We start from the raw sequence: 14,600 nt of genomic DNA on the forward strand, positions 1-14,600 counted from the left end.
GTAATGGATAAACAAAAAGCAGAAAATCAAATAAAAGCATTAGTAGAACTACTGAATCAATATGGGTATGAATATCATGTTCTGGACCAGCCAACTGTCCCCGATGCAGAATATGATGAGAAACTGCGGGAGCTTCAACGGTTGGAGCAGGAATTCCCAGAACTCATCACAGACGACTCACCGACCCAGCGCGTTGGTGGGGAGCCATTGGATGCATTTAAAAAGGTACAGCATAATGTACCGATGATGAGTCTTGGAAATGCCTTCAATGAACAGGAACTTAGAGATTTCGCAAGACGGGCAAGCAGTGGAACAGATGAGCCCGTGACATTCGTTTGCGAACTCAAGATTGACGGTCTTGCCATCTCCCTGACCTACGAAAATGGGAAGTTTGTCCGCGGGGCAACACGCGGTGATGGTACAACAGGCGAAGATATTACCAATAACCTTAAAACAATCCGCAGTATTCCATTAACAATCAAAGAGCAAGGTACACTGGAAGTACGCGGTGAAGCTTATATGCCACACAAGTCCTTCCTTGCGCTGAATGAAGCTAGAGAAAAGAATGAGGAAGAACCATTTGCCAATCCTAGAAACGCTGCAGCGGGATCATTAAGACAGCTTGATCCAAAAATCGCTGCCAAGCGGAATCTAGATATCTTTCTGTATGGTGTCGGTGAATGGGAAGGCAGCACGATTTCTACCCATAGTGGACATCTTGAAAAGCTGAAAGAGCTTGGCTTTAAAACAAATCCGGAATGGAAAAAATGTGAGACAATTGAGGAAGTTCTCGAATTTGTGTCTTATTGGACAGAGGAACGTCCTAAGTTATCCTACGAAATAGATGGGATAGTCATCAAAGTAGACGATCTCGATCAACAGAAAGAATTGGGATTTACCGCAAAAAGTCCCCGCTGGGCAATTGCCTATAAGTTTCCTGCAGAGGAAGCAATTACAAAACTAAGGGACATTGAGTTAAGCGTCGGCAGAACCGGCGTGATCACACCTACTGCAATCCTTGATCCGGTAAAAGTGGCAGGAACGACTGTCCAGCGGGCATCCCTTCATAATGAAGATTTGATCCGTGAACAGGACATTCGAATCGGCGACACTGTCGTGATCAAGAAAGCTGGAGACATTATTCCAAAAGTGGTGCGTGCAGTAACGGAAAAGCGAACAGGTGAAGAACAGGAATTCCATATGCCAACCGAATGCCCTGCATGCGGCAGTGAATTGGTCAGACTTGAAGAAGAGGTGGCATTGCGTTGCATCAATCCAAACTGTCCTGCACAATTAATGGAAGGCCTTATTCACTTTGTTTCCCGAAATGCAATGAATATCGATGGATTGGGAGAAAAAGTGATTATTCAGCTTTTCCAGGAAAAGCTCATCCATACGATTGCAGATTTGTATCGTCTAGAACGTGAAGAACTGCTGCAATTGGAAAGAATGGGCGATAAATCTGTCACGAATTTGCTTGAGGCAATTGAAGCATCGAAAGAAAATTCTCTTGAAAGGCTATTGTTCGGTCTTGGAATCCGTTTTATTGGAGCGAAGGCGGCGAAAACCCTTGCTATAAAATTTGAAACAATGGATAAGCTGCAGCATGCGACCTTTGATGATTTGATTGCAGTTGATGAAATCGGTGATAAAATGGCTGATTCGATTGTACAATATTTCTCTGAAGACAAAGTTACGGAACTTTTGAATGACTTACGCGAACTGAAGATTAACATGGAATACAAGGGTCCAAAAAAAGCGGAAATGGAAAGTGATTCGATTTTTACCGGAAAAACAGTTGTATTGACAGGTAAAATGGAGGATTTTTCACGAAACGAAGCAAAAGAACTGATTGAATCCATGGGGGGAACCGTTACTGGTAGTGTCAGCAAGAAAACAGACATTCTGATTGCCGGGGAAGATGCTGGTTCCAAATATGACAAGGCACAAAAGCTGGATATAGAAATATGGAATGAACAGCAACTGAAAGAGGCTGTGGAAGGGTAAGGAGTGTTTCACTTGAAAAAAATAAGTGCGTTATTATTAGGTACACTCCTTTTTATAACAGGCTGTGTACAAGATTCAAATGAAGAAGTTCTGCAAAATGATACGACGGAGCAGGAAACGTCGATTGTTCCGAGTTATCAATTATCTGATGAAAACTACCGAATGATCCTCCCTTACAAAACAAGTCAGGCAAGGGGAGTAATTGTTAACCAGATGGCCAACCGTGTCGATATTGACGAGATGGAAGAAGGTCTCCGGAGATTGTCCAAAGAAGTATATGACCCGAACGAATTATATTTTCAGGAAGGACAGTACTTAGATTCAAGTACAATATACTCGTGGATCGATGAGCTTAACCCGGTAGTGGAGAAGGGAGCCGATGAAGATACGTATCGGGAAAACCCTCGATATCTATCCCACATCCTTGAACAAAATTACATGAGACATAATGAAGACCAAACCGTGGAACTTGCAGGCCTGTCCCTCGGGATTGCTATGAAATCTGTTTATCGTTTTCAGACGGAAACAGGTGGGCCATATTATTATGAAAATATATCTGAACAAGAAATGCTCTCCCAGGCAAATGAGATTGCCCAAACGATTGTCCAGGAAATCCGCCAAATGGATGGGATGATGGAAGTACCCATTATGGTTGCCATCTACCAGGAAGAAGAACAGGCTTCTCCCGTACCAGGGAATTTTGTCGCTAAAGCGAACGTTCCAGGCGGCAGCAGTGCCGTAGAGAATTGGCAATCTGTGAATGAAGAAAATATTCTATTCCCATCCACTGAAGGAAGAGAAAAATATTATGATGATCAGGAAATCGTTTCCAGCTTCGGAAACGAAATTGCACAATTCTTTCCTAATTACGTTGGATTGATTGGCGAAGGGTTTTACATTGATGAAGAACTCCAGAAACTTACCATTGAAATACCGATAGAATTTTATGGAAAAGCTGAGGTTCTTGGTTTTACCCAATATGCATATGGACTCGTTCAGGAGATGTTCCCGAATTACTATGATCTTGAAATCAATGTCACTTCGAGTCAGAAGGTGGAAAGCCTGATTTACCGTAATGCAGGTGATGAGACACCTACTGTACACATATACCATTAGATTATAAGGAGCTGTTCAAAAAGGCCGGTAAAAAGGATAGATTGAATTTCGCAGGATGCTTGCTTTCTTTGTTCCTTGGAAAAGCAATACACTTTCCGAGGTGGTCGTTTGTTCACGCTAAAACAGTCAAGCAGCTTGTGATTATTATCCCCTTTTTGAACAAGCACTATAAGATGAATTGAATGCCGTCTGGTTTAACGCGGCATTCATTCGGCTTTAATTATTTTAATATTCCGCCTTTGGTGGTGTGATATACATCATATTACCAATTTACCATTTTTCAGCTTGAAAATTCGTAAAATCGCTAGGAGTTTTCCTATATCAGGAAAACAGGAAACTTTTTTATGACTTAAAACACGGTTAACCCCTATGATTTTCCCAATATGAATTCTTGGAAACTATGATATAATGAGGTTAATTAAAATATTTCTGAATTTGATGATAGGGTGGGTATTTTGATAGAGATAGGGTCATTTATAAAACTGCAGCGTACCAAACAGGAAATGACTTTAGGTGAACTTTCTGAAGGGATTGTATCTGTATCCTATTTATCAAAAATTGAAAACCAAAAAACCCAGGCAAGCCCAGAGATCATACAATTACTGTGTAATCGCCTAGGTATTGAAGTGGACAACAATCAGGAAGAAGCTATTAAAGAGAAATGCCAGCAATGGTACAGCATGTTGTTTGAGGTTAGTGACAAAGATGAAGTTATTGCAACATATAAAGAAATCCAGGAAATGATGGATAAAAACCTTTCTGACAGCCTGATGATGTTTGAGATTCATAAGATCAGGTATTATCTGATTCTGGGTGAATATGATGAGGCACTGAAAAAGATCAATGAGCTGAGTGAGATTTCAGGTACATTCGATAATTTACAGCAGTATTATTGGTTTAAGTTTAGAGGGAATTATAACTCTTCTTCGGGAAATCAAAACCAAGCAATGTATTATTATAAGCTAGCTGAAGAAAGAATTAGCAGACTAGAGATAGAAGAAAATGAAATTGCCGATCTTCAATACATTATAGCAATCACTCAAAGTAAATTGAGAAATACATTAGAAGCTATAGATTATGCTAATAAGTCTTTAAATATATTCATGAAACAATATAACTTTATTCGATGTGCACAGTGTCATAACGTTCTGGGAATTTCCTATAGAAGAATAAAGTTATATGATAAAGCAATCAAAAACTTTAACTTGGCACTCCATCTTGGAAAACTTGACAAAAATAAACAGTTAATTCAGCTTACCAACCAAAATCTAGGCTATCTATATTCAACAAAGGGAGATTCTGTTGAAGCAATTAAGCATTATAAAGAAATAATATTTGATTGTGAAGTTGATATTGTTGAAAGATTAGCTTCAGTATCTTCATTGGTAAGGGAATACTATAATATTAAAAATTACCAAGAGGCACGAAATAGTATCAAATATGGATTAAAATTGATTGAGGAAGTTCAAGATATGGAGCCTTATAAAATTTTTTATTATGTAATTTACACATACAATTATTTACTTAGCGAAAAATTTGACAAGTTTGAAACTCTAGTAGCCAAGGAATTTATCCCTTACCTAAAACTTCATAAGGATTATGCCAGCATAGTGATTTATGCAGAATTATTAGCTAAACATTATGAGAAGCTATTCAAATATAAGGATGCAGCGAAATATTACAAAGAGGCTAACTTTGCCTATGAGCAAATTTCTAATATTTAATTTCACTTGGAAAGGGGGGAGTAAAATGAAGAAGCTATTAGCAGGACTATCATTAGTTGCTCTATTGGTTGGTGGATTTGCATTCGTACAGGATAATAATGCAACAGATTTAACAATGGATAGAGAACCAACTATCTACGGAACAAGCAGTACTACTGTACAATTCTAATCAGTAATAATCAGTTTTTAATCAATTTGTTTTTTACCCTATTACTATATGATGGATTGACCTGAAACGGCGTGGAACCTGTTTCAGGTATTTTTTTGCATTTTTAGGGAAAATTAAGCTTTGCAGGATATTTTTTTAAAAAAATTTTTTTCACTTTAAATGTGTAGGTAAAAGCAGTTATATGGATGAAATTGTAGCATTTTATGTTATCTGCGACTTCTATCCGTATAATGTCGCTATATCCAATTTTATAAAAATATATGGCTGAATATACCCAAATTATAATTGTGAAAAAGCTTGTAAATAGCGGTATATCAACTTTCTCCGCTTGAAATTAATCCTAATCTGTGAAATCATAGTTGGGTCCCACTCGCGGAGAAGTCAAATAAAAATAGAAAAAGAATTTAAATCATGGGAGGTAGAAAGGATGGAATATGCAATTAGGGGAGTAACTTGGTTTTGGTTATTTGTACCAATGCCGATCGTATTATTATTATCCATCATTACATTGTTTACAGAGAGGAGAAAATAAAGAGTGAGTCTTACAACATTAATTACTTTTATCGTATATTTACTTGGAATGCTTGTAATTGGTTTAGTTATGTATTACCGAACTAATAATTTATCGGATTATGTTCTAGGAGGCAGAAATCTGGGGCCTGGTGTAGCGGCATTGAGTGCCGGTGCTTCGGATATGAGTGGATGGCTCTTGCTTGGTTTGCCTGGTGCGGTATATGCAACGGGGATGGCAGAGGCCTGGATGGCAATAGGACTAGCGATTGGTGCCTATCTGAACTGGCAATTCATCGCAAAACGTTTGCGCGTCTATACAGAGGTATCGGATAATGCCATCACACTTCCGGATTTTCTCGAAAACCGTTTTAAAGATAAGTCACATATTCTCCGCGTTTTATCTGCGTTAGTAATCTTACTGTTCTTTACATTCTACACTTCTTCAGGGATGGTAGCGGGAGCGAAACTCTTTGAAGCATCTTTTGGTCTTTCCTATGAATCCGCATTGTGGATTGGAGCTATTGTCGTAGTAGGGTACACATTACTCGGAGGTTTCCTTGCTGTAGCTTGGACTGATTTCATTCAAGGGATACTGATGTTCCTTGCATTGATTGTTGTACCGATTGTAGCTTTAAATGAAATGGGAGGTTGGGACGCAGCAGTACAAGCTGTGGGAGAAATTGATCCAACTCACCTGAATATGGTACAAGGTGTAAGTATAATTGCCATTCTTTCATCGATGGCATGGGGACTTGGCTATTTTGGCCAACCACATATCCTGGTAAGATTTATGGCGTTACGTTCAGCGAAAGATGTACCTAAAGCTCGCTTTTATGGTACTGCATGGATGGTACTAGGTTTATATGGTGCAATCTTTACCGGGTTTATCGGTTTGGCATTTATCAGCACACAAGATGTGTCAGTATTAAGCAGTTTCGGAATTCAAGTTGGAACTGAAAACGGAATCCAAATGCTGGCTGACCCTGAAAAAATATTTATCGCATTTTCACAGTTATTATTCCACCCGGTAATTGCCGGAATTCTATTAGCGGCAATCCTTTCAGCTATCATGAGTACAATTGACTCTCAGTTGCTTGTATCATCTTCAGCTGTAGCGGAAGATTTCTATAAAGCGATTTTCCGTAAAAAGGCTTCAGGCAAAGAGCTTGTTTGGGTCGGACGAATTGCTACAGTAGTAATTGCATTAATTGCTGTTATTATCGCAATGAATCCAGAGAGCTCAGTACTTGATCTTGTAAGTTACGCTTGGGCAGGTTTTGGTGCAGCGTTTGGACCATTAATCATCCTTTCCCTATTCTGGAAAGGAGTAACGAGAAATGGTGCGCTTGCAGGTATACTTGTTGGTGCTCTTACAGTCATTATCTGGGGAGATATGCTTGAAGGCGGGATTTTTGATCTGTATGAATTGCTTCCTGGGTTCATCCTTAGTCTTATCGTTACCATTATTGTCAGTCTCTTGGGCAAACCTGCTCCAGAAGTTGAAGCAGAGTTTAATCAAGCAGTCGAAATCACTAAAGAAAGATAATCAAAGAACCACTTCTATTAGTAATAGAGGTGGTTTTTTGCTTTACTTAGTCAAAATTTGGGATTCTTATGACATGATTTGCCTATAAGTGACTATCTCTGCTATTATCAATAGTGTTATAATAGTGAAATGAGAAAATGAAGTAACCTATATAAAACTTCGATATGGAGGTATAACCTAATGGCAGATATATCAAAAGAGCAAGTGAAACACGTGGCACATCTGGCAAGGCTTGCTGTTACAGATGAAGCAGTCGAAAAGATGGCAAAAGAATTAAGCTCGATCATCGATTACGCTGAACAGCTGAATGAATTGGATACTGATGGTGTCGAGCCAACTACACATGTACTTGACCTGAAAAATGTTATGCGCAAAGATCAGCCAAAAGAGTGGATCACACAAGAGGATGCACTGAAAAATGCACCTGATCAAAAGGACGGTCAGTTCCGTGTTCCATCGATATTGGCAGATAGCTAAGCATGTAACTTCTATCTGCAGAAGGCATTTGCCGAAAATGCATACATATGCCAAGTTAACTAAGAAGAGGGAGGGTCACATAGATGCCATTATTTGACCATACGATTAAAGAATTGGAAGAAAAGCTACATAATAAAGAAATTACGGTGCAGGATCTGGTGGACGAGTCCTATAAAAGGATTCATGAAGTAGATAGCCAGGTTCATGCTTTTTTAACGTTGGATGAAGAAAATGCACGAGAAAAAGCCAAAGAACTGGACGAAGCTCAGAACCAATCGGCAAGTCTGTTTGGCATGCCGGGCGGAATCAAAGATAATATTATGACGAAAGGCTTGCGTACTACTTGTGCAAGTCAATTTCTAGATAACTTTACCGATCCATTATACGATGCGACCGTTGTTCAAAAGCTCGATAAAGAAAAGATCATAAACATTGGGAAACTGAATATGGATGAATTCGCAATGGGGTCTTCCAACGAAAATTCCAGCTATAACCCGACAAGAAATCCATGGAACACGGACCACGTCCCTGGGGGCTCCAGTGGAGGTTCCGCAGCAGCAGTGGCAGCCGGAGAGGTACTATTCTCACTAGGCTCTGATACTGGTGGATCAATCCGCCAGCCTGCAGCATTTTGTGGCGTAGTAGGCATGAAGCCTACATATGGCCGTGTATCCCGTTTCGGTCTTGTTGCATTTGCTTCATCATTGGATCAAATCGGACCGATCACTCGCTCCGTAGAGGACAATGCACGTGTGCTTGAAGTAATTTCCGGGCATGATGAAATGGACTCGACAAGTGCAAATGTAGATGTGCCAAAATATACAGAGGCACTTACAAACGATGTAAGCGGCCTGAAAATCGCCGTTCCGAAAGAATACTTAGCAGAAGGTGTAGCACCGGAAGTAAGGGAATCTGTGCTTGAAGCATTAAAAGTATATGAATCACTTGGCGCTACATGGGAAGAAGTATCCCTTCCGCATTCCAAATATGCTGTAGCAACCTATTACTTATTGTCATCATCCGAAGCTTCTGCCAACCTGGCCCGTTTTGACGGTGTCCGCTATGGTGTGCGCAGTGAAAATGCCGAAAACATGATTGATATGTTCAAAAAATCCCGCAGCCAAGGATTCGGTCCAGAGGTAAAACGCCGAATTATGCTTGGAACATTTGCATTGAGCTCCGGTTACTATGATGCGTATTACAAAAAGGCGCAAAAAGTGCGTACATTGATCAAAAATGATTTCGATAAAATCTTTGAAGACTATGATGTAATCATCGGACCTACTACACCTACTCCAGCGTTTAAAGTAGGCGAGAAAACCGATGATCCTTTAACGATGTATGCAAATGATATTTTGACAATCCCTGTCAATCTTGCAGGTGTACCGGGAATCTCCATTCCATGTGGATTATCTGAAAAAGGTCTCCCGATCGGCTTGCAGATTATCGGAAAGTATTTTGACGAAAGCACAGTTTACCGTACTGCACATGCATTTGAGCAGGCAACAGACCATCATAAAAAACGACCTCAGCTTGGAGGTGCCAACTAATGAATTTTGAAACGATTATTGGACTAGAGGTTCACGTAGAATTAAAAACGAATTCTAAAATTTTCAGCCCAAGCATCAATGAATTTGGTTCAAACCCAAATACAAATGTAAACCCGATTGATCTTGGGTACCCAGGAACATTGCCGGTATTGAATGAAGAGGCGGTGAACTTCGCTATGAAAGCTGCAATGGCACTAAACTGTGAAGTTGCAACTGACACGAAATTTGACCGTAAAAACTATTTCTATCCGGATAACCCGAAAGCATATCAGATTTCACAATTTGACAAGCCGATCGGTGAACATGGCTGGATTGAAATCGAAGTCAATGGCAAGAAAAAGAAAATTGGCATTACCCGCCTTCATTTGGAGGAAGACGCAGGTAAACTGACACATGGCGAAGACGGTTATTCCTATGTCGATTTTAACCGCCAAGGGACACCATTGATCGAAATCGTATCTGAGCCGGATATGCGCTCACCAGAAGAAGCATATGCCTATTTGGAAAAACTGAAAAACATCATTCAGTATACTGGTGTTTCCGATGTGAAAATGCAGGAAGGTTCACTAAGATGTGATGCCAACATATCGTTAAGACCGATTGGACAGGAAGCGTTCGGTACAAAAGCAGAATTGAAAAACCTGAACTCCTTCTCCTTTGTACAAAAAGGTCTTGAGTTCGAAGAGAAACGTCAGGAAAAGGTATTGCTTTCAGGTGGAGAAATCTTACAAGAAACACGCCGTTACGATGAGAAAACAAAAGAAACCATTCTAATGCGTGTCAAAGAAGGTTCTGATGACTATCGTTATTTCCTTGAGCCAGATCTTGTTCCATTATATATTGATGAAGAATGGAAAGAGCGTGTACGCAGTGAAATTCCAGAGCTTCCGGATGCCCGAAGAGAGCGTTATGTTTCCGAGCTTGGATTATCGGAATACGATGCAGATGTACTGACAGCATCCAAGCAAATGTCTGATTTCTTTGAGGAAGCCGTTGAGCACGGAGGAGATATCAAACAGGTTTCCAACTGGTTGATGGGCGAAGTCTCTGCATACATGAATAAGCATTACAAAGAACTGCAGGAATTGGCTATTACACCGGACGCATTGGCTAAGATGATTAAGCTGATTGAAGATGGAACCATTTCATCCAAGATTGCGAAGAAAGTATTCGCAGAGCTGGTTGAAAAAGGTGGCGATCCGGAACAGATTGTAAAAGATCAAGGTCTTGTCCAAATTTCGGACCCTGAACAGCTGAAAGAAATCGTCAATAAAATTCTTGATGAAAACGAGCAATCTATCATCGATTTCAAAAGTGGGAAAGGGAAGGCCAAAGGATTTCTCGTTGGTCAAATCATGAAGGCAACAAAAGGCCAGGCAAACCCGCCATTGGTAAACAAAATCCTTGCAGAAGAATTGGAAAAAAGATAAATCATTTTTCTAGGCTGCCATTTCTTGGAATGGCAGCCTCAAATATGTCAGTCTCAAACTTTTCAAATCGATGGAAAAGGTCTATGATATGGATAGACATTAAGAAAAATTAACATCAAAGTAACCCTTCATTATATTTGGGGGAGGAAATAAAATGAAAAAGGCCCGAATAATATATAACCCAACATCTGGGCGCGAAGCAATAAAACGAGCACTGCCTGGTATTCTGGAAAGGTTGGAAGTAGCTGGGTATGAAACCTCTGCACATGCAACCACCTGTGAAGGCGACGGCATTAAAGCAGCAAAAATCGCTGTGGAACGTGGCTATGATCTAGTGGTGGCAGCTGGTGGAGACGGGACAATCAACGAGGTTATAAATGGGCTCGCAGAACGGGAAGGTCGACCGAAGCTTGGGATCATTCCATCTGGGACAACAAATGACTTTGCCAGGGCATTACATATTCCAAGAGATATAAAGAGCGCAGTTGATATTATTGTCTCCGGGAAATCAATGTTCCTTGATATTGGTAAAGTGAATGACCACTACTTTATAAATATTGCCGGTGGTGGAAAATTGACCGAGTTAACCTATGATGTACCAAGTAAGCTGAAAACAATGCTTGGACAGCTGGCGTATTATATGAAGGGAATTGAGATGCTCCCATCCCTGAAGCCTACCAGAGTTAAGATTGAGTATGATGGGCAGGTAATGGAAGAGGACATCATGCTGTTTCTGGTTTCCAACACAAATTCAGTAGGCGGTTTCGAAAAACTTGCTCCTGACGCAAAAATGAATGATGGATATTTTGATTTGCTGATTTTACGCAAAATCAACCTTGCAGAATTCATCCAAATAGCAACCCTCGCTGTTAGAGGGGAGCATTTAAAAAGCAAGAATATCATCTACACACAGGCAAGAAATATAACAGTACACAACGATGAAAAGATGCAGTTGAATATCGACGGAGAATACGGTGGCCTGCTGCCAGGCAAATTCACAAACCTCCAGCGCCATATCGAGTTTTGTGTCCCCGAAGCGTTCATCGAGACAGAGGAAGACTGAGTAAGAGGTCTTCCTTTTTTGGTGCCTGTCACTCCCCGAATTTTGTCAAAAACCGAACAGTGCCAGGCACCACCCGAAATTTGTCGAATGGGATCCAAGCGGGTAATTTATCAACTTCCCGGAGAAAATATGGTAAGATAGGTACCACATAAACTTGTACGTAAAAGGAAGATATACAAATGGCTAAACATACAGCTCCAGTAAATAAAAACGATACATTAACATTCACCTTCGAGGACTTGACCCACGAAGGAAATGGCGTTGCGAAAATTGATGGCTATCCATTATTTGTACCAAACGGCTTACCCGGTGAAGAAGCGATTGTTAAAGTAGTTAAAGCAAATAAAAATTTTGGCTTCGGCAAATTGCTTGAGCTCAAAACCGAAAGTCCTGAACGTGTCACAGCTTCCTGCCATGTCCACTGCGGCGGGTGTCAGCTTCAGCATATGAGCTACAAGCTGCAGCTGGAAATGAAAGAAAATCAAGTGAGAAACGTGATGAAAAAGGTTGCACATCTTGATCATGTCCCAGTACATCCAATAATCGGAATGGAGAATCCACTGAATTACCGTAATAAAGTACAGATTCCTGTCGGGGAAAAGAACGGAGAACTCATTGTTGGGTTCTATCAAAAACGCAGCCACCGAATTCTCGAAAATATGGACACCTGCAGCATTCAGGATGAAACTATCAATGAAATTGTGAAAACAACCAGAGAGATTGCAAATCGCCTCGGCGTCAAAGCATATAACGAGGAAAAGCACAGTGGCGAATTGCGTCATATTATGGTGCGGACAGGCTATGCGACGAACGAAGCAATGGTTGTATTGATTACACGATCTAATAAGCTACCTGGTAAAGAATTAATTATCAAAGAACTGACAGAGCAATTCCCGCAAATCAAGTCAATCATCCAAAATATCAATGATCAGCGTACAAGTGTCATTTTAGGAAACAAGACAAAAGTACTCTGGGGCGAAGAATATATATATGACAAAATCGGTGACATCACATTTGCAATCTCGGCAAAATCCTTTTTCCAGGTAAATCCTGGTCAGACAAAGATACTTTATGACAAGGCATTGGAATATGCCAAAATTGGCAGCGATGATACCGTTATTGACGCTTACTGCGGTATTGGTACCATTTCATTGTTCCTTGCTCAAAAGGCGAAAAAAGTATATGGAATAGAAGTAGTCCCAGAGGCAATCAATGACGCCAAAAACAATGCGAAGCTAAATGCTATAGACAATGCCGAATTCTTTGTGGGCGAAGCGGAAAGCGTAATGCCGGAATGGAAGAAAAACGGTTTTGATCCAGATGTTATTGTCGTCGATCCACCACGCAAAGGCTGTGACGCAGACTTTCTGCAGGCAATGCTTGATATGGAGCCGAAGCGAATTGTATACGTGTCCTGCAATCCATCAACATTGGCCCGTGATCTCCGGATTCTTGAAGATGGCGGTTATGAGACAAAAGAAGTCCAGCCTGTTGATATGTTTCCCCAGACACCTCATGTTGAAGCTGTAGCGTGGCTGGAGAAGCGGGTGTCTAGTTAATTTAAACATCCCGCAAACATAATAAACATTTCCGATTCCAACCCTGATTTTCGTAAAAATAAACATTTTCGATTTTCTGGGTTGGATCCTATAATTTCCCGGTTCTTATCAATTGAAACCCGGGATTTTCCATGTCCCCTTCAATACTTGTAAATATTAAAGTGTATAATGATTAAAATAAATATAGATTGATAAAAAGTGCTTAAGCATGGTATAAGTAAAAGATGCAAAGATATCTTTGCTTATTAATTTTGAGACTAGGTTTTGACCAGGTAACATAATGAGAGGATTTGGATTGAATATGATAGATAATTTTTGGCGTGATTTACCAAGGCCATTTTTTGTATTGGCACCGATGGAAGATGTGACAGACGTTGTTTTCCGCCATGTGGTGAGTGAAGCTGGCAGACCTGATGTGTTTTTTACCGAGTTTACAAACTCTGTAAGTTATTGTCACCCAGAGGGGAAAGAAAGTGTGCGTGGGCGCTTGACTTTTACAGAGGATGAACAACCAATGGTAGCCCATATATGGGGAGATCAGCCTGAACACTTTCGGCAAATGAGTATTGGTATGGCCGAGCTTGGATTTCGAGGTGTCGATATCAATATGGGCTGTCCAGTCCCTAATGTGGCAGGGAAAGGGAAAGGGTGCGGTCTGATCCGCCGTCCGGAAGTAGCAGCAGAGCTAATAGAAGCAGCGAAAGCGGGAGGGTTGCCCGTAAGTGTGAAGACAAGACTTGGTTACACGAACGTAGACGAATGGCACGACTGGTTAACGCACATATTAAAACAGGATATTGCGAATCTTTCCATTCATCTTCGTACAAAAAAGGAAATGAGTAAAGTAGATGCTCATTGGGAACTGATTCCGGAGATAAAGAAACTTCGTGACCAGGTGGCACCAAATACTCTTTTGACGATTAATGGAGATATCCCTGACCGTCAAACCGGCTTACAGCTCGCTCATCAATACGGTGTGGACGGGATTATGATTGGGCGTGGCATTTTTAAGAATCCATTTGCCTTTGAAAAGGAGACGAAAGATCATAGTAGTCAAGAATTGCTTGATCTCTTAAGGTTGCATTTGGATCTCTTTGATAAATATTCGAAATTAGAAGCCCGTCCGTTCAGGCCCTTGCGTCGCTTCTTTAAGATATATGTCCGTGGGATTCGAGGAGCGGGTGAGTTAAGAAATCAGTTGATGAGTACAGAGTCAACAGATGAAGTGCGTGCATTGCTTGATAACTTTGAGCGAAAGAATGTTGACGTGGCGGGGGGACAGTAGAAGCTTCCCAATTCAATGCAAGGTGAAATCACAGATCGGTAGGAACGTGGGATTCCACAGTGCAAGCTTTAGCAGGAAGACTTAAAATACGCTAATAATAACGAAACAAATACAGAGGAAAATAGAAATAAAAATTAAATAAGGAGAATCATATGGGGAGC

At 40.6% G+C, this 14,600-nt stretch carries 11 protein-coding genes; all 11 read left to right on the forward strand.

Features of this window, described 5'->3' with window-relative positions; translation table 11 throughout:
• The first annotated feature begins 3 nt into the window (after nucleotides 1-3).
• A complete protein-coding gene (ligA, locus tag A4245_RS02180; protein WP_067725244.1) occupies nucleotides 4-2,007 on the forward strand; it encodes an NAD-dependent DNA ligase LigA in 2,004 nt (667 codons plus the stop codon).
• 12 nt (nucleotides 2,008-2,019) lie between these two features.
• Nucleotides 2,020-3,123, forward strand: coding sequence for a CamS family sex pheromone protein (locus A4245_RS02185; protein ID WP_067725246.1), 1,104 nt, complete (start codon nucleotides 2,020-2,022; stop codon nucleotides 3,121-3,123).
• A gap of 446 nt (nucleotides 3,124-3,569) precedes the next feature.
• On the forward strand, nucleotides 3,570-4,847 hold the full coding sequence (locus tag A4245_RS02190; RefSeq protein ID WP_324609836.1) for a helix-turn-helix domain-containing protein: 1,278 nt from the start codon (nucleotides 3,570-3,572) through the stop codon (nucleotides 4,845-4,847).
• 25 nt (nucleotides 4,848-4,872) lie between these two features.
• Nucleotides 4,873-5,016 (forward strand): hypothetical protein, encoded by a 144-nt coding sequence (locus A4245_RS19990; protein WP_157087638.1) that lies wholly within the window; start codon nucleotides 4,873-4,875, stop codon nucleotides 5,014-5,016.
• Nucleotides 5,017-5,551: 535 nt separating this feature from the next.
• Nucleotides 5,552-7,075 carry a sodium/proline symporter PutP gene (putP, locus tag A4245_RS02195; RefSeq protein ID WP_067725250.1) on the forward strand — a complete coding sequence of 508 codons (1,524 nt, stop codon included), beginning with the start codon at nucleotides 5,552-5,554 and terminating at the stop codon, nucleotides 7,073-7,075.
• Nucleotides 7,076-7,255: 180 nt separating this feature from the next.
• The gene (gene gatC, locus A4245_RS02200) at nucleotides 7,256-7,552 is read left to right on the forward strand and encodes an Asp-tRNA(Asn)/Glu-tRNA(Gln) amidotransferase subunit GatC (protein WP_067725252.1); all 297 of its coding nucleotides are present in this window, start codon (nucleotides 7,256-7,258) and stop codon (nucleotides 7,550-7,552) included.
• A gap of 83 nt (nucleotides 7,553-7,635) precedes the next feature.
• The gene (gene gatA, locus A4245_RS02205; RefSeq protein ID WP_067725255.1) at nucleotides 7,636-9,102 is read left to right on the forward strand and encodes an Asp-tRNA(Asn)/Glu-tRNA(Gln) amidotransferase subunit GatA; all 1,467 of its coding nucleotides are present in this window, start codon (nucleotides 7,636-7,638) and stop codon (nucleotides 9,100-9,102) included.
• A complete protein-coding gene (gene gatB, locus A4245_RS02210; protein WP_067725257.1) occupies nucleotides 9,102-10,532 on the forward strand; it encodes an Asp-tRNA(Asn)/Glu-tRNA(Gln) amidotransferase subunit GatB in 1,431 nt (476 codons plus the stop codon). The genes gatA and gatB overlap by 1 nt, the downstream gene beginning before the upstream one ends.
• A 154-nt stretch (nucleotides 10,533-10,686) precedes the next feature.
• A complete protein-coding gene (locus A4245_RS02215) occupies nucleotides 10,687-11,595 on the forward strand; it encodes a diacylglycerol kinase (protein ID WP_067725259.1) in 909 nt (302 codons plus the stop codon).
• A gap of 179 nt (nucleotides 11,596-11,774) precedes the next feature.
• The gene (rlmD, locus tag A4245_RS02220; protein ID WP_067725261.1) at nucleotides 11,775-13,154 is read left to right on the forward strand and encodes a 23S rRNA (uracil(1939)-C(5))-methyltransferase RlmD; all 1,380 of its coding nucleotides are present in this window, start codon (nucleotides 11,775-11,777) and stop codon (nucleotides 13,152-13,154) included.
• A gap of 301 nt (nucleotides 13,155-13,455) precedes the next feature.
• Nucleotides 13,456-14,439: a tRNA dihydrouridine synthase gene (locus A4245_RS02225; protein ID WP_067725315.1), complete on the forward strand. Its 984-nt coding sequence runs from the start codon at nucleotides 13,456-13,458 to the stop codon at nucleotides 14,437-14,439.
• Nucleotides 14,440-14,600 lie beyond the last annotated feature (161 nt).

Source organism: Oceanobacillus damuensis, assembly GCF_001618145.1.
Taxonomy (GTDB): Bacteria; Bacillota; Bacilli; order Bacillales; family Amphibacillaceae; genus Oceanobacillus; species Oceanobacillus damuensis.

What these genes read in the sequence shown, in the direction of transcription:
- gatA (WP_067725255.1), top strand. Translation starts at nt 7,636, where the DNA reads ATGCCATTATTTGACCATACGATTAAAGAATTGGAAGAAAAGCTACAT.
- A4245_RS19990 (WP_157087638.1), top strand. Translation starts at nt 4,873, where the DNA reads ATGAAGAAGCTATTAGCAGGACTATCATTAGTTGCTCTATTGGTTGGT.
- ligA (WP_067725244.1), top strand. Translation starts at nt 4, where the DNA reads ATGGATAAACAAAAAGCAGAAAATCAAATAAAAGCATTAGTAGAACTA.
- rlmD (WP_067725261.1), top strand. Translation starts at nt 11,775, where the DNA reads ATGGCTAAACATACAGCTCCAGTAAATAAAAACGATACATTAACATTC.
- A4245_RS02215 (WP_067725259.1), top strand. Translation starts at nt 10,687, where the DNA reads ATGAAAAAGGCCCGAATAATATATAACCCAACATCTGGGCGCGAAGCA.
- gatB (WP_067725257.1), top strand. Translation starts at nt 9,102, where the DNA reads ATGAATTTTGAAACGATTATTGGACTAGAGGTTCACGTAGAATTAAAA.
- A4245_RS02225 (WP_067725315.1), top strand. Translation starts at nt 13,456, where the DNA reads ATGATAGATAATTTTTGGCGTGATTTACCAAGGCCATTTTTTGTATTG.
- gatC (WP_067725252.1), top strand. Translation starts at nt 7,256, where the DNA reads ATGGCAGATATATCAAAAGAGCAAGTGAAACACGTGGCACATCTGGCA.